The sequence below is a fragment of the Peptacetobacter hiranonis genome (assembly GCF_008151785.1).
Taxonomy (GTDB): Bacteria; Bacillota; Clostridia; order Peptostreptococcales; family Peptostreptococcaceae; genus Peptacetobacter; species Peptacetobacter hiranonis.
Genome location: NZ_CP036523.1, coordinates 1,500,920 through 1,522,540, shown reverse-complemented (window position 1 = coordinate 1,522,540; position 21,621 = coordinate 1,500,920). Strand labels below are relative to the sequence as shown.

Below are 21,621 nucleotides of genomic sequence, written 5' to 3'. Positions count from 1 at the left end.
TTTAAAGGTGTTCTGTGGCAGTATTTTTTATTGCAAAAAATCATAACTACATGTTTTTTAGAATATTTTAATAAGTAAAATTAAATGACAATAAATTAATACAAAAATTATAGATAATGTGATAGAATATATATGACTGTATAGACTGAAAAAAACGATTTTAGTTAAGAAAATAAAGTCATACTACAATTTATAAAATTAAAGGTTAAGTTGGGAAATGATTGGAAGGAGAGGGTATTATGAACGTATTGTTCTTTTTAACTCCAAAAACTGATGTAGCATATGTATCTGAAGATGATTCATTAAGACAAGTAATGGAAAAAATGGATTATTATAAATACTCTGCAGTACCTATATTAGGCGAGGACGGAAAATATAAGGGTACTATAACAGAGGGAGATCTACTTTGGAAGATAAAGCAGGATGGAAAATTTGATATTAAAGAAATGGAAGATATATCTGTTATGAGTATAGACAGAAGGGTAGAGAATATAACTGTAAATATTAATAAGAATATAGAAGAGCTTGTTCTTAAGTTAATGGATCAGAACTTTATCCCTGTAGTCGACGATGACGATGTATTTATAGGAATAGTAAAAAGAAGAGATATAATAGAATATTTCTTTAATAGAGATATAAAAAATCATGAAGTTGAAAAAATCGAAATCTAAATAAATAATAAAGAAATAGAGCTTTTATGGCTCTATTTTTTTGTATAAAATTATATAAGATGTAAATATGATGCTTAATTATTCCTAAAATGATAAAATAAATATAAAAACAGTAAAAAAGATATACTAATAGAGTTAATTTGTTGGAAAAGTATGATATAATAAATAATAAAGTTTTTAAATGGAGGGGAAGAAATGAAAAAAATAGACAATATATCTGATAGAGAGCTATACGAAAAAATGGACTATCTAAAGCTACTTTCAAAGCTTTATCCCAATATATCAAAGGCCAGTACAGAGATTATAAATTTAGAGGCAATATTAAACCTTCCAAAGGGGACAGAGCATTTCATAACAGATATACATGGTGAATATGAGCCATTTGTGCATGTGTTAAAAAATGGTTCTGGTGTAATTAAAAGAAAAATAGATGAATTATTTGATGGAGAGCTTATGGAGGATGAAAAGAAAAAACTAGCTACATTAGTGTATTATCCTGAGCAGAAGCTTGAATATATAGAAAAAGAAGCAGAAAATATAGATGATTTCTATAGAATAAATATGTATAGATTAATAAAATTATGTAAGTATGCATCTAGTAAATATACTAGATCTAAGGTTAGAAAGCTACTTCCAGATGATTTTAAATATATAATAGAAGAACTACTTCACGAACATATGAACAGTGAACATAAAGAAAAATATTATAAAAGTATAATTGAAACTATAATAGAAACAGACAGAGCTAAAGATTTTATAATAGCTATTTCTGAATTAATACAGAAACTTGTCGTGGATAGACTTCATGTTATAGGAGATATTTTCGATAGGGGACCTAGACCAGATATAATAGTAGATAAATTAATGCAGCATCATTGTGTCGATATTCAGTGGGGTAACCACGATATTTTATGGATGGGTGCAGCTTCAGGGGAAAAGACTTGTGTTGCAAATGCACTTAGAATATCAGCTAGATATGCTAATTTAGACGTTGTAGAAGATATTTATGGAATAAACTTACTTCCTCTTGCTACTTTTGCAATAGAAACATATGGAGATGACCCATGTTTACAGTTTATGCCTAAAATAGGTGATGAAGAGGTGTCTACTACAGAAAAAACTCTAATGGCAAAAATGCATAAAGCTATAAGTATAATCCAGTTTAAATTAGAGGGAGAAGTAATTAGAAGAAGACCTGAATTTGAAATGGAGCATAGATTATTGCTTAATATGATAGATTATGAAAGAGGAACTATAAGATTAAAAGGAAAAGAATATGCATTAAAGGATACTAATTTCCCTACAATAGACCCTAAAGATCCATACAAACTTACTCCAGAAGAAAGGGATGTAATTGAAAAAGTTACAAGATCATTTAGAACAAGTGATAAGCTTCAGAGACATGTTGAGTTCTTATTCTCAAAAGGAAGCATATTCTTAAAAGTGAATTCGAATCTTCTTATACATGCCTGCATTCCTCTTAATAAAGATGGAAGCTTTATGTCTATGAAGTTAAAAGGAAAGACATACTCTGGAAGAGAGCTTATGATACAGATGGAAAATATAGCTAGAGAAGGATTTATATCTAGAGATTCAGACCCAGATAAACAGTATGGACAGGATATAATGTGGTATATGTGGACTGGAAAATGCTCTTCTCTATTTGGAAAAGACGATATGACTACATTTGAAAGATATTTTATAGAAGAAAAAGAAACTCATGTAGAAAATAAAAATCCATACTATACACTTAGAGAAGATGAGGATATTTGTAAAAAATTATTTGATGAATTTGAGTTAGATATAGACGATTCACATATAATAAATGGACATGTTCCTGTAAAATCTAAGAGTGGAGAAAGTCCAATAAAAGCAAATGGAAAAATACTTGTAATAGATGGTGGATTCTCAAAAGCGTATCAAGATAAAACAGGTATAGCAGGATATACATTAATATACAACTCAAAAACTATTCAGCTTGTATCTCATCAGCCATTTAGCTCTATGGAGGAAGCTATCTGTGACGAAAATGATATTATATCTACTACAGTTGTAGTTGAACACAAAGCTGAAAGAAAAATGGTAAGAGATACAGATGAAGGTAAAAGAATGCAGAATGAAATTGATGAGTTAAAAATGCTATTGAAAGCATACCAGAAAGGTTTAATAAAACAGAAATACAATATATAGTAAACTTTAAAAATTTATAAATATAGTATCTCCTATGGCAGGAAAAGTACTATTTAGCAATGTTGCAATCGGAGAATACTTCAGAAGCTTTGTTGCGTATTCAACAATAGTAATATCTCTAATAATGAACATACACAACGAAAAGCAAGGGGTCTCAGACTAAACATAAAATAAAATTGGAAATATAAATATAAAATGCCTTTGTAGTGTTTTAATTTTGTATTTAAGAACTGAAAAGATATAAAAATATGTTATAAAGAATTTTAAAAAAGCCCATTCTTTTTGATTGGGATTATGAATAATTCGATATCGACAATCTGGAGGCGACCCACAACATTGAAATGTGTTAGTTTAATGGGTGGGTCGCCGAAGCCTGGAGATGAGAATATTCATAATTTCAATCTAGAAAAAGAAGGGCTTTTTAAATTCTTATAACATCCATTTTATAGATTTTCAGTTCTATATTTTTCCATTATTTCCCCAAATATTTCAGCTGCAGAAGGTGGAGTGTATGTTATTGCATTTGCTCCAGCATCAATAGTTTCTATAATTGATTCTGGAGAGTTTCCACCTGTAGCTATTATTGGGACGAAAGGATGGTCTTTTCTTATTTTTCTTACAAGAGCTGCAGTATCTTTTCCAGCAGATACATTTAAAATAGTTGCACCAGCAGCAATTCTAGCTTCTATATCTTCCTGATCATGACAAACAGTGACTACTATAGGTATGCTTATAGTGTCTTTCATTTCGCTTATAAGAGCATTTTTTGCAGGAGAATTAAGAACAACTCCAAATGCACCATGTAGCTCTGCATCTAATGCTATTGCTAGAGATCTATTTCCTGTAGTTATTCCACCTCCAACACCACAAAATACTGGAGAAGGAGATACATCCATTACAGCTTCATTTATAGATTGTTGTGGGGTGAAAGGGTAGACTGCTAGCACAGCATCTGCATTATTGTTTTTTATTATCGATATATCGGTTGAAAATATAAGTGATTTTATCCTTTTTCCGAAGATAACTATGCCACTGGCTCTATCAATTTCCTTTGGAACGCATACAATTTTATTCTTTAGTTTTGATTCTATAACAGGAACCAAAGAATCTTCAGCGGAAGTAAGTCTATAGACCATATTTTCATTTAATTTAAGATTTTCCATTAATTTCCAATATCTCCTTTTCAAGTTTAATCTATAATATTTTTAATATTTAATAGTCATTCTTCAATAATATCATAGAATTTGTTTACTAGAAATAAAAAAATTATTACAATTCTTGCAAAAAACGTATTCTAGATAAGAATGTAATATAACTAAAAAATTTTCGCATAATATATAATAAATACAGTTACAATATACTCTTATTAAATCAGCTAATTAGTGATATAATAATATATATTAAATGATAAAATTGGAGGTACTATGAAGAAATATACACTTATATCGCCATGCTTTTTTGGAATGGAAAAAATGCTGGCTACAGAAATAAAAAATTTAGGATTTGAGATAGAAAAAACAGAAGATGGAAGGGTAACTTACAAAACAGGTGAAGACGGTATAGCTAAAGCTAATATGTGGCTAAGATGTGCTGAAAGGGTAAATCTAAAAGTTGCTGAATTTGAAGCTAGAACATTTGACGAGCTTTATGAAAATACTAAAAGAATAAATTGGTCAAAATATATACCTTATGGTGCACAGTTCCCAGTATCAAAAGCATCATCGATAAAATCTAAACTATTCAGTACTACTGATGTACAGTCAATAGTAAAAAAAGCAATAGTAGATAATTTAAAAAAATCTTACCTAGAAAGTGGTAGATTAAAAGAGGATAAAGAAAAATATCCTATATATGTATTTATCCACAAAAATAAAGTAACTTTATCAATAGATACTACTGGAGATGCTCTTCATAAAAGAGGGTATAGAGAAAAGGCTAATAAGGCTCCAATAAGAGAAACTCTAGCAGCAGGAATAATGTATCTAACTCCTTGGAGACCAGGAAGAACATTAGTAGACCCTATGTGTGGTTCTGGAACTATACTTATAGAGGCTGCTATGATGGGATTAAATATGGCTCCAGGACTTAACAGAGAATTTATATCTGAAAAATGGAGAACAATAGATAAAAAAATCTGGTGGGATACTAGAAGAGAAGCATTTGACCAGATGAACGAAGACTTAGACTTTAAGATTTATGGATACGATATAGACCCAGAAAGTATAGAAATAGCAAAAGAAAATGCTGAAATAGCGGGTGTTGCAGATTATATAGACTTTGCAGTTGCAGATGCAACAGAATTCAAAAGTGATGAAGAGTATGGATTTATAGTTACAAATCCACCATATGGTGAAAGACTTGAAAGTGAAGAATCTGTAAAATTACTTTATAAAGAATTAGGTTATGCGTTTAGAAGACTAAAGAATTGGTCATATTATCTAATAACTTCATTTGAAGAATTTGAATATGAGTTTGGTCAGGAAGCAACTAAAAAGAGAAAGCTTTACAATGGTATGCTAAAAACATATCTTTATCAGTATCCAGGGCCAAAACCACCTAGAAAAGATAAAACTGACGAAAAATAAGGGGGGATTAGATGAAAAAACTAATCAAGCTTATGTTGCTTGCAGTTGTGCTATTACTTACAACTACAGGATGTAGCACAAGCACAAAATCTCCAGAAAAATTACTAACAAAGCCTAATTATGACGAGGAAAAAGCACTTTTAAACTCTGGAATATCAAAAGTTCTTTACCAAAATGTAAACTTAGTATTTCCAGAGAATTTAAAGGAAAGTGGAAAAATAAATTACGTAGACTTAGATGAGGATGGAAAAAATGAAATTGTAGCCTTCCAGAAAAAAGAAAAAATTAACTCTGATAGCAAAGTAGGATTTTTGATTTTGAGAGAGGATAAAGAAAGTTATTCTTTCTTAGAAGATGGTGTCGTGCTTGAAAAAGGAGATAAAATAGAATATGGAGGATTCTACGATTTAGATGGAGATGGGAATAAAGAAATAATCATGCAATACAAAGATCAGGATAATATATCTAGATTAAAGGTTTATGCATTTAAAGATAATAAGATAAGTTTAAAATATCAGCTAGATGAAATTTTTGCTGATGGAAATATTATACCTAAGCTGAATTTAAGTCCAAATAATACTGATAGCGCAACATCATCGGCTGGAGATATAGATAATAAAAAAATAAAAATAAGCTATATAAATGATGATAATAATATGGATATGGTAGTGCTAGGATATAATTCTAGCAATAGAGTATTAAAAATAAGTTTAGTACAATTTACTTCTGAACGGGCTATTGTAAAAGATGTAAAGACAATAGACGATGTAAATGGAATTTCTGAGGCATATATAACAATAGGAAATATATCTAAATATGAAAAGGGGATAATTTTAGATATACCAATAGGTAAAGATGGTGCTGTTGGAACAGAGGTTATGTATGTGAAAGATGATAAATTTGTTACTGTTGCTAACTGCAAAGATGAGAACATGAAAAAGGCATACTATGTTCCAGTAGGAGATATGAATAAGGATAATATAATAGATATACCATCAATCATCAATTCCAGCAAATAGATCTTCATTTATAGATAAAGCATATGCATATATTACTTATTATCAGTGGAATGGAAATTTAGACGAAAATAATATGGAGATTATAGGTCAGAGTTACTACAACTATCAGTATAACTTTAGATTTAGTGTACCTAAAGAAATGCAAAATCTGCTTTATACTGAGCAAAAGTATGAAGGTGAAAAAATTCAATTAGAATTTAAGGCAACTAATGTTAAAACAGGAACATTGGAAACTGTATTTACTGTAGTTGTAAAACCTAAATCTGGAACTATAGAGGATAAAAAAGGTTTAACTAATTCAAAAGATGTCGTACAAGTACTAGAAAATGAAGACTATACTTACGATATCATAATAAATAATAGAAAAATTTTAAAAGACTATGGAGTAGAAGAGAACAAACTAAAAGAAAGCTTTTCTAATACATATGAATAAATATATAGAAGGGGGAATAGTAGGATGAAAGAAAAGATTTTAATTCTTGAAGATGAAATCGGAATAAGAAGCTTTGTAAGTATAAATCTAAAGAGAGAAGGTTACGATATAATAGAAGCTGGAACAGGTCGGGAAGCTATAGAAAAAATAGATTCTGAAGATGGAATAGCAATAGCTTTATTAGACGTTATGCTTCCAGATATGAGTGGTATTGAAGTTTGTAAATATATAAGAGCAAAATACGATCAAGTAGGTATAATAATGCTTACAGCAAAATCTCAGGAAGAAGATAAAATAGAAGGCTTTATGTCTGGAGCAGATGACTATATGGTAAAACCATTTAGTATAAAAGAATTAATGGTTAGAGTATCAGCTCTTATTAGAAGGGTTAGAAAAGAAAGTGCACCCGCTAAAAACAGTGAAATAGATTTACGGCCATTCCTATTAGATGTAGACAAAAGAAAGCTTTACAAAAATGGAGAAGAGATAGAATTAACACCTACAGAATTCTCTATAGTTAAGTATCTTATGTCTAATGCAAAACAATCTCTAAGTAGGGAAAAAATACTTGAAGAAGTTTGGGGAACAAACTATCTATATGATTTTAAAATAGTAGACGTTAATATAAGAAGAATAAGAAACAAAATAGAGGACGATCCTTCAAAACCAAAATATATACAGACTATTTGGGGCTATGGTTACTGTTTTAGAAAGGAAGAGTAAATGTTACATTTTGAAGGTTTAAGAAAAAAGATTATCAAAAACTATTTTGTAATAATAATAATAGTAGTGGCACTTTTTGAAGGACTGTTCATGTTTTATGTACAGAACTACTACTACAACTCAGTAAGACAGACATTAGAGTCTAGGGTAGAGTATATAAATGGTTCATATAATACGGTATCTATGGAATCCGTAAGCTTTGAAGATAAGGTAAATAGTATTTACGAAAAGCAAATGAATGATAAAAATACTAAATACGGAATTTCTATAATAGATAAAAATAGAAATATGATATTAGACCAGTATGGCTTTAAAACTCATGAAAAAGTAAACTTCATCGATGTAAATAGGGCTCTAAGAAATGGTAAAAGCTTGGTTCCATATACATATAAAATAGCATCAACTGATGAACATGTTATGAGTATTGCTGTTCCTATAAAGGTAAACAATGTTGTAGAGGGAGCTGTTAGGTATACAGTTTCTCTAGATGCTATAGATAGAGAAATAATAAAGCTTATGGCTTGGCTAATTATGATAGGTGTTGTAATACTTATAATTGCTATAGGAATAAGCTTGAAATTTGCTGAAAGCTTGATAACACCTCTTACAGAGCTGAAAAAATTTGCAAGTGAATTATCTTGTGGTAATTACAATGTCAAGTTAAAGAGCAACAAGATTGTAGATGATGAGATAGGTGAGCTTGCTGAAACATTTGAAAAAATGGCGGTAGAAATCGACAAGAATGAAAAATTAAAGAATGAATTTATTTCTTCCATATCGCATGAATTAAGAACACCTCTTACATCTATAAAAGGATGGAGCGAAACTCTTGGATACGAAGGAATTAATAAAGAAGAGTTAGATATGGGTCTTGGAATAATTCAGGATGAAACAGAAAGACTTATAAAGCTTGTTGAAGAATTATTAGACTTCTCTAGACTTTCATCACAGAGAATAAAGCTTGTTATAGACTCTGTAGATGTAGAAAGTTTGGTTGTAGGAGTTATCAACCAGCTAAAGGTTAAGGCTGCCGAAAAAGATATTAGACTACTATTTGAATTTGAATGTGGTGAGGTTAAAAACATACAAGGGGATAAAAATAGATTAAGACAGGTTCTTATAAATCTAGTTCAGAATTCACTTAAATTTACAGATGTTGGAGGATTTATAAAAATAACAGTAAATCAAGATAGTGAATTTACTACAATATCAGTTACTGATAATGGATCAGGAATAGATAAAGAAAATCTTGAAAGAGTATTTGATAAATTCTTCCAAGAAGACTACAATAAATCTGGTAGTGGATTAGGTCTTGCTATAAGTAACGAAATAGTAAAACTACACAATGGTGAAATGAGCATAGAAAGTAAGAAAAATGTCGGAACATCTATAACATTTACCCTTAAAAATAAATTAATAAATAATATTTAAAAAATATAGCGATATTTTAAAAATTTCTGATAATTTGTGTTGACACACACGAAAATATGATTTATTATATAATCATGTTAAAAATAAATGAGTAATCGTTGAAAAAGAAAGTAGCTCAGAATGATTTTATAGAGAGCAGGGGATGGTGGAAGCCTTGCATTGATATCTGAAGTGAAGAGAGCTTTGGAGATTGTTGTGAAAGTCTTAAAGATATAAGCAACAGGTAATCCTGCCTTAAAGGAAAGAGTGGATAGTATTAACTATCAATTAGAGTGGTAACGCGGATTATATTTCGTCTCTTGGTTTTCCAAGAGGCGATTTTTTTTATACCTCAAACCAAGCTAATTGAATTTTAATCTATCAAAGAGAGTGGTACCACGGAAATATTCGTCTCTCAGTGAAAATTTCACTGAGGGACTTTTTCATTACCTAATATCACAAATTAAAAAAGAAAAATATAGAATTAAAAAATTAAAAAAAGGAAGAGACAAAGGGAGGAATTTAAAATGAAAGAAAAAGTTGTATTAGCATACTCAGGAGGATTAGACACATCAATAACTATACCGTGGTTAAAAGAAAACTACGATGATATAGAAGTTATCGCTTGTTGTGGAAATGTTGGACAGGATGACAATATGGAAGATGTTTATAAAAAAGCATTAGAAAGTGGAGCATCAAAAGCTTATGTTGATGATATATCAGAAGAATTTGTAACAACTACAATATATGCAGCTATAAAAGCTGAAGCTAAATACGAAGGAAAATACTTATTAGGAACTTCACTAGCTAGACCAATAATAGCTAAAAAATTAGTTGAAGTAGCTCATAAAGAAGGAGCAAAATATATCTGCCATGGATGTACAGGAAAAGGAAATGACCAGGTTAGATTTGAAGCTACAATAGCAGCATTAGATCCAACTATAAAAGTAATAGCGCCTTGGAGAATATGGGATATAAAATCTAGAGAAGATGCTATAGACTACGCAAATGAACATGGAATAAAAGTTAAAGCTACAAAAGAAAAAATATACTCAGAAGATGCTAACCTTTGGCATGTATCAACTGAAGGTGGAGATATAGAACACCTTGAAAACGAACACAAAGAAGATATATACAAAGAATGTGTTACTCCAGAACAGGCTTGTGATACACCAGAATACGCAGAAATATACTTTGAAAAAGGTGTACCTAAAAAATTAAACGGTGTTGAAATGGCTCCAGTAGAATTAATTCAGGCAGTAAACGCTCTTGGTAAAAAACATGGTATAGGAATAATAGATATAGTAGAAAACAGATTAGTTGGTATGAAATCAAGAGGAATATATGAAACTCCAGGAGGAACAATTCTTTACGAAGCTCATAATATATTAGAAAGTGCTTGTATAGATAAAGAAACTCTTCACTTCAAACAGAGAGTAGCTATAAAATTCGGTGAACTTATATACGATGGATTATGGTACTCAAAATTAAGAGAAGCAATAGAAGCATTTATGGACTGCACTCAGGAAAATGTAACTGGTACAGTAAAAGTTAAATTATACAAAGGAAATATAAAACCAGCTGGAATATTTGCAGATTCTCCACTATATGATGAAAGTATATCTTCATTCGGAAATAGTGAATACTATGACCACCACGATGCTGAAGGATTTATCAACCTATTTACATTACCTCTAAAAATTAGAGCAATGAAAGAAGGAAAATAAATTAAATAAAAAATATTAGCTGTTGCAAAGAAATTTGTAGCAGCTTTTTTATTTCTTTTTTAGTATGAGGTAGTGGTATTTTTGAAAATATGTTATCATAAAGAGTATTAGCAAATCATTTAATTGAAAATATTAATTTGAGTTAGTTTCACAAAATTTACGGAATTGTAAACATTATTCTAAATGGAAATATAGAATATAGAAAAAAATTGCGTTATAATGGTAAAGTGAAATTATTTAAAAATATTTTGAGCTTTATATAGTTATATCTAAAGTCTGTAAAATTTAACGAAAGGGAGTGGGTATATTGTCAAGAAAGGGAACAAAAGATATCCCAAAGAAAAAAATAGCAGCAATAATAGTTGGCGTGATAGCTGTAATATATATTGGATTAGCAGTATTCTTCACAAATCATTTCTATTTTGGGACTGTAATAAATGGAGAAAGTTGCTCAGGGAAAACTGTAGCAGATGTTGAGGAAATGTTTGGTAAGGTTTCAGATGACTATAGTCTAACACTTACTGACAAGAGAAATAAAGAATTTACAATAAAATCAAAAGACATAGACCTTACATTCCACGATGAAGGTCAGATACAGAAAATAAAGGATAGTCAGAGCTCATTTGGGTGGATAGTTGGAATATTCAAAAATAAAGACTACAATGCAGATATAGTTAGATATGACAATGCTAAGCTAGAAAAATTATATAATGGATTTGAATTATTTGATAAAAACTATGTAATAGAGCCAAAAAGTGCGTATCCTGAATACAGCAGAAAAACAAATTCTTATGAAATAAGACCTGAAATATATGGAAATAAAGTTAATAAAGAAGCACTTTATAAAGAAATGCAAAAATCTATATTATCAGGAAATAAAGCTATAAATATAGATGAAGCAGGGCTATATGTACAGCCAAAGAATAAAGCTGATAGCTCTAAGTTAGCAAAGGCTGTAGAAGAGCTTAACAAAAAAGTTAAGATGAAAGTTACTTATGACTTTGAAGATAGAAAAGAAGTATTCTCTGGATATGAAATAGCACAGCTTTTAAACTGTGATTCAGAAGGAAACTACGATATAACTATCAACAGAGATAGAATGATAGAACTTTTAAGAGGATTAAGTAAACAGTACAGTACTTATGGAGATCCAAGAAAATTCAAAGCATCTTCAGGTAAAGAAATAACTATATACGGTGGTTCTTACGGTTGGTTAATCGATAAAGAAAAAGAAGCTGATGAGCTTACAAAAGTTCTTGAAGCAGGTAAAAGTGTTACAAGAGAGCCAGTTTATTCTCAGACAGCACTTCACCGTACAAAAGACGATATAGGAAACACTTATGTTGAAATAAGCTTAGGTGGACAGTATTTATGGTACTATAGAGATGGAAAACTTGTAACTAGTTTCCCTGTAGTTACTGGAAATACAAGCAGAGGTCATGGTACACCAGGTGGTATATATCCTCTAAATTACAAAGAAAGAGATACATACTTAAATGGACGGAACTATAGCTCTCACGTTAACTATTGGATGCCATTTAACGGAAATATAGGTCTTCATGATGCTACATGGAGAAGTTCTTTTGGTGGTGGAATATATAGAAGCAATGGTTCTCATGGATGTGTAAACTGTCCTTATAGTGGAGCAGCTACTATATACAAAACAATAGAAAAAGGTACACCAATAATTTTATACTAAAAAATATTCCCTCGGTTTTTTTTACTGAGGGATTTTTTTTATAAAAAAGACCCCTTCTACAATTAAAGGTAGGAAGGGGATATTTTTTATCTACATAAATCAAAGACAAAATAATTTATATCGCCTCTGTATTTAGAAATAGAGTACTCAATCACTTTATTATCGTTTCCATATCCATAAGAATGGAAATAAAAAACTGGGTCATTTTCTTGAATATCCAATAAACTAGCTGTAGTATTGTCAGCCTTTATGGTTTCAAGTTTTCTTTTTATTCTGGTTACTGGGTTTCCTTTATGAGAAAAATAATCATAAAGACGTGAATTTATAAAGTTAACATTTTTTATATCGGGGAATTGGTTGTACGGGATATAGGTTGTAACTATAACATTGGGTTTTGAATTGATGTATCTAAGTCTAATAAGTTTACAAACCTTATCAGATAAAGAAATTCCAAGAGTACTTGCAACCTCCTCAGATGCATCCTCGATTGTTGAAGATATAACCTTTGTGCTTGTAGTAAGTCCTTTTTCATTCATCTCAGCATCAAAGCTTAAAATCTTCTGTGTAAATTCCTGCTCAATTTTCTTTTGGCAGACCATAGTACCTCTTTTTCTTCTTTTTTCTAGATAACCATCGTCTACAAGAATCTGAATAGCTTGTCTAACAGTAGGTCTACTTACATTGTAGTATTCTGCTAGCTCTATTTCAGTAGGGATTAAATCACCTTCTTTATAGGTTCCGTTGTTTATCTTTTCGAATAAATCACTTTTAATTTTTAAATACATTGCTGCCATTAGAATATCTCCTTAATCTATATTGATTATATTATAACATTCAAAAAAAATATATACAATATCATTACATAATGTTTCAAAAACATTACATAAACATTATTAAATATTGACATATTCTTTACATAATGATATATTATAAACAAATAAATCAAAAAGTTAAAAAATAACGTGGAAAAATTTTAAAAGGGAGAAATTTTAATATGGAATTAACTAAAAAAGAGCTGGCAAAATACTTTGATCACACATTTTTAAAGGCATATGCTACAGATAATGATCTTAGAAAGTTATGTGAAGAAGCAAAATCTATAGGAGCTGCTATGGTGGCTATCAATACTGAATGGGTTACATTCTGTAAGAAAGAGCTAGATGGTACGGATATACACGTTGGAGCTGCAATAGGATTCCCTCTAGGGCAGTGTGGATTAGAAACAAAATTATTTGAAACAGAGGATGCTATAAAAAAAGGTGCCGACGAAATAGACTATGTTATAAACATAAGTAAAGCAAAGATGGGCGATTGGGACTTTATAAAAAAAGAAATGGAAGCTATAGTAGAAATATGTAGAAAAAATAATAAAATATCAAAAGTTATATTTGAAAACTGCTATTTAGAAAAGGATGAGATAAAAAAATTAGCAGAGATAGCTAAAGAAGTTAAACCAGACTTTATAAAAACTAGTACAGGATTTGGTACTGGTGGAGCAACAATAGAAGATGTTAAGCTTATGATAGATACAGTGGACGGAGAAGTATCTGTTAAAGCTGCTGGCGGAATAAGGGATTATGAAACTGCTAAAAAAATGATAGACTTAGGTGTTAAAAGAATAGGTACGAGTTCTTCATTAAAAATACTTGATGAATTTGAAAAGGAGAATGAAAAATAATGTACAGTGGAGAAGCTAAAAGACCTATATTTGTCGAAAGTATAAAAGTGGAAACTATATGGGGCGGAAACAATATAAGTAAAGCAAGAGGATACGACAAAGGCTACGGAACTTGGTGGGAAATTTCAGCAAATAAAAAGAGCGCAAATATAGTAAAGAATTATGAAACGGATAAAAATTTTTATGAATTTATAAAAGAGGATGAAAGCTCTATACTTGGTGAGGAATATACTATTCATGAAATGTTGAGACTTGGATATTTAGATACGGTAGACTCTTTAAGTATTCAGGTGCATCCTGATGACGAGTATGCAATTAAAAACTCTGATGACTTCGGTAAAAAGGAGAGTTGGTACATAATAGATGCAAAACCGGGTGCAAAGTTAGTAGCAGGAACTACTACAGATGATACAGATGTTATAAAAGAAGCTTTTGAAAATGGGACACTTGAAAAATATCTAAAAAGATGGGAAGTTTCAAAGGGAGATTTTATAACTATTCCAGAGGGGATGATACATGCACTAGGACGGGATATACTTGCTCTAGAAGTAGGCACAAACTCAGATACAACATACAGATTCTATGACTACAATAGAGTAGATAAAAGCGGTAAAAAAAGAGAGCTACATGTAAAAGAATCATTTGATGTTGTAGATTTTTCTAAGCAGCCAGAATTTGTGAAAAATGAAGAAAAAAGCAGAAGGTTAATAGAATCAGATGAATATGTAATAGATGAGTTGTATTTGGAAAATGATATGGATATTTTACTAGATAAACATTTTTGTATAGTGTCTAATATAGGAGAAGATTGTATAATAGAATGGAATGGAGAAAAAATACTTCTTCAAAAATACGAAAATGTATTTGTGCCTTATGCGTCTAAAAAAATAACAATAGAAAAAGGAGCGCATATACTGCTTAGCCAACCGGGAAAGGAGATATAATTATGAAAAAAACTATACTTGTAACAGGAGCTAGAGGATATATAGCTAGTTATATTCAAAATAACAACAAAGATAAATTTAATTGGATAAAAATGACTAGAGATGATGCAGATTTTTCTAATCCAGATGAGGTAGAAAAATTTGTTAAATCACAGGAATTTGATATATGTTTGCATACTGCAGCAAATGCAACTACTGCTGTGTGTGAAGAAAATCCAGAGCTTGCAGCCAATATAAATGTAGAATCTACTAAAAGAATTGTAGATGCTTGTAAAGAAAAAGGGGCAAGATTAATATTCTGTTCAACTGAACAGATATTCAATGGAAAAGAAAATCATGGTCCATTTAAAGAGGATGAAGAGCCAAAAGCTGTAACTGTATATGGACAGAATAAAATAGATTGCGAAAAATATATAAATGATAGTGGAGTAGATGCAGTAATACTTAGATTCTCTTGGATGATGGGACTTTCATTTGCAGGAGTAAAAGCTAGTCCAAGCATAGTTAAAAATGTCTTAAATGCTATAATGTATCAGAAACCTACTTTATTTACTTGCAATGAAAGAAGATGTATGACTTACGCAAAACATCTAGCAGAACAGTTTGATAAGATAGCAGAACTACCTGCAGGTGTGTATCATGTAGCATCATCAAACGATATGACTACATATGAGAGTGCTTGCTTTGTAGCTAAAGAAATGGGAATAACTGAAGAAAATATAGAAAAATACATCCTTCCTAACACAGAAAGATACAGCGACAGATTTAGAGATTACAGATTGGATTCTTCAAAACTTGAAGAAATGGGAATAAAATTTGGAGATTTCAAATCAGATGTAAGAGAAATACTTAAAGATTTTTCTTTATCAAAATAAATATTAACTTGAATTAAAGCGACCTAGTTAAAGGTCGCTTTTTTATGTCTATTATGTGCAAGAATTTTTAAAAAATTTCAAAATTGTTACCACTTATATTAATATGAATGTGTTAAAATAAATTAACTAGAAAATAGATACGGAGGGGATCTGTATGAGAAAAGAAAACTACAAAGATGAAGTTAACTTTACTGAGGAGCAGATAAAGATAGATAGAAGACGAGATCCAGCTATAGACTATAGTTACGATGATAAGGGAAGTATTTTTAGAAAGATGTCTAAGTCGAGAGCTGAGAAAAAAATGCACAAAGAAGGTCATATAGGGTATATTGATAGATCAGATAGCAATTATGATTTAGGTGACTATTATGATTCTAGTGATTATTACGATGAAAGTGATTACGATAATTTAGATAGCAGCTATACAAGTAACGATTATAATAGTACAGCTAATAAAGAAAATAATGATATTTTTAATAAGGCTAAATCTTGGGTTGAACAAAATGCTAGTAAAGAGTCTAAGGATTTATTCAACACTCTAAAAAATGAATATAAAAATATACAGAGTAATGCAGAGGCTAATAAAAACAAAGGATTTTCTAAACAAGATAATAAGTCTAATAAAAAATCAAAATCAGGTGGATACAAAACTTGTAAAAACTGTGGTGCACAGATGTACAGTGATGCAAAGGTGTGTCCTAAATGTGGAGAGGATCAAAAGAAAAGCAATACAGGTGGGTTCGTGATGCGCACGATATTTAAATTTATAGGGATTATATTGATTATAAACCTTATAATAGGTGTTACATCTTTCATTTTTAATAGAGATGATAATATTACATATGATGAAGAAATTGCTAATGAAGAAATTTCTACTGAAGAGCCATATATTGCTTATGAGGAATATTCAAAACCTGTAAAACTAAAATATATTGCACATCCAAAAGATGTAATAAAAACAGATAAAGAAAAATTTGAAGTAGGTGCTGGTAAAGAGCTAGAAGCTGGAGAGTACATCTTTATAAAAAATGAAGGTAATGGTTTGGGAAGTGTAAAAGTTTTTACACAAGAAGATAAAAGCAATCCAGAATTATTTGAAACAGTAGTTAGAAATTATTATGTAAAACTAGATGATGGGGATACTGTAGAATTAAAAGATGGTACTTTATACAGAGCTGATCAGGTAGAATTAGACATGGATGACGAAAATAATATGAAATCTGGAATGTATAGACTTGGAAAAGATGTAGGAGATAATTTTAGTATAGAAGGAAATAGCAAGACATATTTTGCTATAATAGATAAAGATAATATCATAATAACTAATGGTTTCTTAGAAGATGGTATGCTTTCTGTAGATAAAGCATTTATAGAAGACAGTGCTATGCAGGGAGAGGTAGCTAAATATGTATATATAAATAATGGAATACTTATAAGAGAGTAAGTTTAATTAATAAACAGAAAAGGGCTGTGCATAATTTGCACAGCCCTTTTCTTTCAACAAAACAACAATAATAAATAAAGGTAGTAAAAAAATGAAAAAATTAAAATTATATAAGATAGCCCATTCTTAGATTTTCTTCTATTTCAAGATATTCTAAAAATGAAACGAAATCTTCGTCGTTATCAACAAAGCATGAGCAGTATTTGTACTTATTTAAGAATGAATCCAAATCTGAGAAAAGCTCTATAGCCTTTTTAATTTCAAAGTCACTCATCATAGCTGCTAATGATTCATTAGTTAATGTATTGATATTATTTATATTTTTCATAAAATCGCCTCCGAATCTGCTTTTGTTTTACTTTATACTTAAAGTATAAACTATATTGACGCAGTATAATGTGAGGAAAGAAAATTATTTTAAAATTTTTAGAAAATATTCTATATAAATGACTTGAAAAGATGTATATTATAGATAAGTACAAAAAAGAGAGGTATTGATATGGGTAAAATAGGTGCAGCACTTAACATGGTTATGTTGCTTCAGAATAATGGAAAAATGAAAATTGAAGAGATTGCAAGGGAATTAGAAGTTAGTAATAGACAGGTTCAAGAGTATAAAAGTGAACTTGAGCAAGCAGGAATATTTATTAACTCTCAGAGTGGAAAATATGGTGGATATTCTATAGCTCCAGGAAGCAGATATCTTTCTATTCCTGTTAGGGATATGGATCTTAGTATTTTGGATAGAGTATCTGATTTTCTAACAAAGTCTAATAATATGTATTCAGATGAGTATAAAAATTCTATTAATAGAATAAAATCTAACTTTAAAAAGAGAGAGTATATAGACGAGCAGGTTAAGTATTTCTATATTTATCCAGGTAGCAGTGTAAACAAGGAAAAAGAAATTAAACTTTGTGAGCAGATATCTGATGCATATTCTATGAAAAATAAAATTGAAATAGGTTATAAATCAATAAAATCAGGAGAGTCAGAAAGAGTTCTTCATCCATATGGTATATACAACTATGAAGGCGATACATATCTTATAGCATACTGTGAAAATAGAAAAGAAGTTAGGGATTTCAAACTGTGCAGAATCAGCAAGCTTAGCATAATGGATGAAAAGTATAAAATAGACGAAGATTTTGATATACATGAATACACTAAAAACTCTATTGGAAATTTCAAAGGAGAAGAAATAGAAATTCATCTAATTATAAGAGAGCCATTTGCAACTATAGTAAGTGAAAAAAGATGGAGCTCAAAACAGAGTATTAAGGAATTAAGTGATGGAAGCATAGAATTTAGAGCTAGAATGATGGGTTATGAGCAGATAAAAAGCTGGATACTTGGAATGGGACCTAGTGTGACTGTTTTAGAGCCACAGAAGCTTGTGGATGATGTAAAAGAAGATATAAAGAAAATGATGAGTACATATAACTACTAGAATAAAAAATAGGGATGTTGTAATTAACTATATTTTACAGCATCCCTTTATTGGGTATATAGAATTTTTTCTGTAAATAAGCCCTCTATGGCTTAAACTACCGTTAGGTAGTATAATAGACTTAAAATAATTTATGAGTAAATGGCTAACGCCTTTGAACACATAATATTATTTATTTTGTTGCATGTCAAGAAAACCAGCTAAAAAGCGGTTTTCTTGACTTTTTTAATTATTACAATCTATCTTCATACATTATTGAAAGTTCTCCGTAAATATAACCCCAGTTTCTAATAGGCATACTCCATTTTTTGCTTATTTTTTCAATTGATAGGTATAGTGATTTTTCTAGAGAAATCTTATTTGGAAAAACAGTTCTTTTTTTATTTATTTTTCTAAGCTGCGAATTTACACTTTCAATGGCATTTGTAGTATAAATTACCTTTCTAGTTTCTGGCGAAAATTTAAATATCGGTATAATTGAATCCCAGTTACTAAACCAAGATTTCATAGAATTTGGATATTTTTCATTCCATTTTTCTGAAGTACGTTCTAAATTAGCTAGAGCCTGTTCTTCATTAATGGCATGATATATTGTTTTTAAATCATTAGCAAATTCCTTTCTATCTTTGTATGATACATATTTTAATGTATTTCTAACTTGATGAACAATACATCTTTGATATTCAGTATTTGGAAAAGCGGAGCTTATCGCTTCTTTTATTCCTGATAGTCCATCAGCACAAACGATTAAAATATCTCTTACACCTCTATTTTTTAATTCATTTAGCACAGAAAACCAATACTTAGAGCTTTCAGTATCTCCAATATACAATCCTAGAATTTCTTTGTATCCTTCGGAACTTATACCAAGAATTACATAGACAGCTTTTTTCTTAACAGAACCATTTTCTTTAACAGAGAAATGGATAGCATCTATATATACAACAGGATATACACTTTCAAGAGGTCTATATTTCCATTCTTCGATTTTAGGTATTATTTTATCGGTTACATCTGAAATCATTCCTTCAGATAGTTCAAATCCATAAATATCCTCTATTTGAGAAGTTATATCTCTATTACTCATGCCTAAAGCATACATATTTATTATCTTTTGCTCTATTTCAGAAATATCCTTTTGTCTTTTTTTGACAATTTGAGGTTCGAAAGAAGAATCTCTATCTTGAGGCACATCAATTTCATATTCTCCCATTCCAGATCTTACTCTTTTTGTTTTATATCCATTTCTTGAGTTGGTATTTTCACCACGTTCATATTTTTCATATCCAAGATGCTCATTCATTTCAGATTCAAGCATTTCTTGAATAGTATCCCCCAAAAGATCTTTAAGTGCATCCTGAATGTCTTGAGCGGTTTTAATTTCATATGTTTTAATTAGCTCCGCTATTATATTTTTCTTTTCTGGATTCAATGGTTCTCTTTTCTTTCTGCCCATAAAAAATCGCCTCCTATGATTAATTTGATATTACCATAGAAGGCGATTAAATTTACAGACTTTTTTTCATATACTCTTTTTATTTGATATTATTTTTTCTTTGAAAGTAAATTAATCTGCTTCCAAGCGTATTTTGTTTCTTTTTCAAATTCTTTTTCATCCATATCCCAGTTTATAGGCATTTTATCTGTATATGGTATAAATCCGAATTTTGAATATATGTTTAATGCTTTATAACTAGATACTTGAGATGTCAGATAGATGTAATCTTTAAATCCTAACTCATTAAAAACATCTAATGCAGCAGAAACTAGAGATTTAGCAAGCCCTAATCCCTGGTATTCTTTAGATACTGCAACCCAGTGAATTCTCTGAAGAGTTTTTCCAAAATGATTTCCATTCCAAATAGATGCTGTAGCTATATTTTTACCATCTTTATTCTGTATAAAGAAGCATTTTTTATATACGTCATCTGTGACATCTAAAAAAGTATCTTTAAAACATTTTAAAGCCTCGTCTATACTTTCAAATTGCTCTAAATCAGTCTGTATTTTAGCCCAGTCTTTTTCGTATCCGTCTTTATATTTAACTAATGAAAATCCTTCTGGAAGGTCGAATTTAGGGTATTCTGATGGGTTATTTTTTTCCATTAGAACTTTTATATCTCTAAACTTATTATATTCCATTTCAACGTGAGGTATTCCAACTTCAAGATACACATCAGAAACAGCTATAAATCCACATTTTTCATAAAGAGAAGAGATATATTCCTGTGCAGAAAGAGATATACTATCTTCTTTTAATATTTCTGTTATAAAATCAATAGCAAAATATACCATTTTCTTTGCTAGTCCAGATCTTCTGTATTCTTTTAAAACAAGAACTCTACCTATTCCGGTATTTTCATAATAGCTGAATTCTTTTGGAATTATTCTTAAATAAGCTACTATTTTATCGTTATCGTATGAAAATACATGATAAGAAACTTTATCTGTATCGTCAAAGTCATTTTCTTCAAAAATATGTTGCTCACATGCAAAAACTTCATATCTTGCTTTTGCTATTTCATAAAATTCTTCTACTGTAAGATCATTAAAATGCTTTATCTTAAACAAAAATATCAACTCCTATTTTATTAGTTTTTTTAAATTATACCATATTCACAAAAAATACAGAAATATTAGATTATTAATTTATAAAATATGATTAAAAAGAAGTTTAATTATGTTATTATAGTGGAGGAAACTTAAATTAGGAGAGGGAAAAATGCTAAATACTTTAACGACAATAATTTGTGCTTTACCTGTAGTTTATTAG

At 29.9% G+C, this 21,621-nt stretch carries 20 protein-coding genes and 1 other annotated feature; of the genes, 15 read left to right on the top strand and 5 right to left on the bottom strand.

Annotated elements, in window-relative coordinates; genetic code table 11:
* Positions 1-239 precede the first annotated feature (239 nt).
* From KGNDJEFE_RS07190 to KGNDJEFE_RS11940, 3 genes are all read left to right on the top strand, one after another.
* A complete protein-coding gene (locus KGNDJEFE_RS07190; RefSeq protein ID WP_040410438.1) occupies positions 240-671 on the top strand; it encodes a CBS domain-containing protein in 432 nt (143 codons plus the stop codon).
* A 195-nt stretch (positions 672-866) separates the two neighbouring features.
* Positions 867-2,861, top strand: coding sequence for a fructose-bisphosphatase class III (locus tag KGNDJEFE_RS07185; protein ID WP_006440168.1), 1,995 nt, complete (start codon positions 867-869; stop codon positions 2,859-2,861).
* A gap of 34 nt (positions 2,862-2,895) precedes the next feature.
* Positions 2,896-3,024: a hypothetical protein gene (locus tag KGNDJEFE_RS11940; RefSeq protein WP_006440169.1), complete on the top strand. Its 129-nt coding sequence runs from the start codon at positions 2,896-2,898 to the stop codon at positions 3,022-3,024.
* Between the two features lie 280 nt (positions 3,025-3,304).
* Here KGNDJEFE_RS11940 and KGNDJEFE_RS07180 read toward each other — a convergent pair whose 3' ends face one another.
* Positions 3,305-4,024, bottom strand: coding sequence for a response regulator transcription factor (locus tag KGNDJEFE_RS07180; protein ID WP_006440170.1), 720 nt, complete (start codon positions 4,022-4,024; stop codon positions 3,305-3,307).
* Between the two features lie 261 nt (positions 4,025-4,285).
* Here KGNDJEFE_RS07180 and KGNDJEFE_RS07175 point away from each other — a divergent pair, with 261 nt between their 5' ends.
* The 7 genes from KGNDJEFE_RS07175 (at position 4,286) to KGNDJEFE_RS07145 (ending at position 12,457) form a co-directional block, all read left to right on the top strand.
* On the top strand, positions 4,286-5,446 hold the full coding sequence (locus tag KGNDJEFE_RS07175) for a THUMP domain-containing class I SAM-dependent RNA methyltransferase (RefSeq protein ID WP_006440171.1): 1,161 nt from the start codon (positions 4,286-4,288) through the stop codon (positions 5,444-5,446).
* An 11-nt stretch (positions 5,447-5,457) separates the two neighbouring features.
* Complete coding sequence (locus KGNDJEFE_RS07170) at positions 5,458-6,465, top strand: hypothetical protein (protein WP_148881826.1); 1,008 nt, start codon at positions 5,458-5,460, stop codon at positions 6,463-6,465.
* Between the two features lie 73 nt (positions 6,466-6,538).
* Positions 6,539-6,898 carry a hypothetical protein gene (locus KGNDJEFE_RS07165; RefSeq protein ID WP_148881825.1) on the top strand — a complete coding sequence of 120 codons (360 nt, stop codon included), beginning with the start codon at positions 6,539-6,541 and terminating at the stop codon, positions 6,896-6,898.
* A 24-nt stretch (positions 6,899-6,922) separates the two neighbouring features.
* Positions 6,923-7,621 carry a cell wall metabolism DNA-binding response regulator WalR gene (walR, locus tag KGNDJEFE_RS07160; RefSeq protein ID WP_118548039.1) on the top strand — a complete coding sequence of 233 codons (699 nt, stop codon included), beginning with the start codon at positions 6,923-6,925 and terminating at the stop codon, positions 7,619-7,621.
* Positions 7,622-9,052: a sensor histidine kinase gene (locus KGNDJEFE_RS07155; protein ID WP_006440175.1), complete on the top strand. Its 1,431-nt coding sequence runs from the start codon at positions 7,622-7,624 to the stop codon at positions 9,050-9,052.
* 89 nt (positions 9,053-9,141) lie between these two features.
* Positions 9,142-9,355 (top strand) — a binding site (T-box leader).
* A gap of 203 nt (positions 9,356-9,558) precedes the next feature.
* A complete protein-coding gene (locus KGNDJEFE_RS07150) occupies positions 9,559-10,758 on the top strand; it encodes an argininosuccinate synthase (protein ID WP_006440177.1) in 1,200 nt (399 codons plus the stop codon).
* Between the two features lie 298 nt (positions 10,759-11,056).
* Positions 11,057-12,457 carry a L,D-transpeptidase family protein gene (locus tag KGNDJEFE_RS07145; protein WP_006440178.1) on the top strand — a complete coding sequence of 467 codons (1,401 nt, stop codon included), beginning with the start codon at positions 11,057-11,059 and terminating at the stop codon, positions 12,455-12,457.
* 86 nt (positions 12,458-12,543) lie between these two features.
* On the opposite strand, the gene KGNDJEFE_RS07140 is transcribed toward KGNDJEFE_RS07145, so the two are convergent.
* Complete coding sequence (locus KGNDJEFE_RS07140) at positions 12,544-13,251, bottom strand: GntR family transcriptional regulator (protein ID WP_006440179.1); 708 nt, start codon at positions 13,249-13,251, stop codon at positions 12,544-12,546.
* A 200-nt stretch (positions 13,252-13,451) separates the two neighbouring features.
* Here KGNDJEFE_RS07140 and deoC point away from each other — a divergent pair, with 200 nt between their 5' ends.
* From deoC to KGNDJEFE_RS07120, 4 genes are all read left to right on the top strand, one after another.
* On the top strand, positions 13,452-14,135 hold the full coding sequence (deoC, locus tag KGNDJEFE_RS07135; protein ID WP_006440180.1) for a deoxyribose-phosphate aldolase: 684 nt from the start codon (positions 13,452-13,454) through the stop codon (positions 14,133-14,135).
* A complete protein-coding gene (locus KGNDJEFE_RS07130) occupies positions 14,135-15,079 on the top strand; it encodes a class I mannose-6-phosphate isomerase (protein ID WP_006440181.1) in 945 nt (314 codons plus the stop codon). The genes deoC and KGNDJEFE_RS07130 overlap by 1 nt, the downstream gene beginning before the upstream one ends.
* Positions 15,080-15,081: 2 nt before the next feature.
* Entirely contained in the window at positions 15,082-15,954 is an 873-nt protein-coding gene (locus tag KGNDJEFE_RS07125; RefSeq protein WP_006440182.1) for an SDR family oxidoreductase, read from the top strand.
* Between the two features lie 154 nt (positions 15,955-16,108).
* Positions 16,109-17,398 carry a zinc ribbon domain-containing protein gene (locus tag KGNDJEFE_RS07120; RefSeq protein WP_006440183.1) on the top strand — a complete coding sequence of 430 codons (1,290 nt, stop codon included), beginning with the start codon at positions 16,109-16,111 and terminating at the stop codon, positions 17,396-17,398.
* Positions 17,399-17,504: 106 nt separating this feature from the next.
* Here KGNDJEFE_RS07120 and KGNDJEFE_RS07115 read toward each other — a convergent pair whose 3' ends face one another.
* Positions 17,505-17,726 carry a hypothetical protein gene (locus tag KGNDJEFE_RS07115; RefSeq protein WP_006440184.1) on the bottom strand — a complete coding sequence of 74 codons (222 nt, stop codon included), beginning with the start codon at positions 17,724-17,726 and terminating at the stop codon, positions 17,505-17,507.
* Positions 17,727-17,897: 171 nt separating this feature from the next.
* On the opposite strand from KGNDJEFE_RS07115, the gene KGNDJEFE_RS07110 reads away from it, so the two are divergent.
* A complete protein-coding gene (locus KGNDJEFE_RS07110) occupies positions 17,898-18,848 on the top strand; it encodes a helix-turn-helix transcriptional regulator (RefSeq protein ID WP_006440185.1) in 951 nt (316 codons plus the stop codon).
* A gap of 232 nt (positions 18,849-19,080) precedes the next feature.
* On the opposite strand, the gene KGNDJEFE_RS07105 is transcribed toward KGNDJEFE_RS07110, so the two are convergent.
* On the bottom strand, positions 19,081-20,304 hold the full coding sequence (locus tag KGNDJEFE_RS07105; protein ID WP_148881802.1) for an IS256 family transposase: 1,224 nt from the start codon (positions 20,302-20,304) through the stop codon (positions 19,081-19,083).
* 89 nt (positions 20,305-20,393) lie between these two features.
* Positions 20,394-21,419: a GNAT family N-acetyltransferase gene (locus KGNDJEFE_RS11765; RefSeq protein WP_006440186.1), complete on the bottom strand. Its 1,026-nt coding sequence runs from the start codon at positions 21,417-21,419 to the stop codon at positions 20,394-20,396.
* Positions 21,420-21,621: the final 202 nt, after the last annotated feature.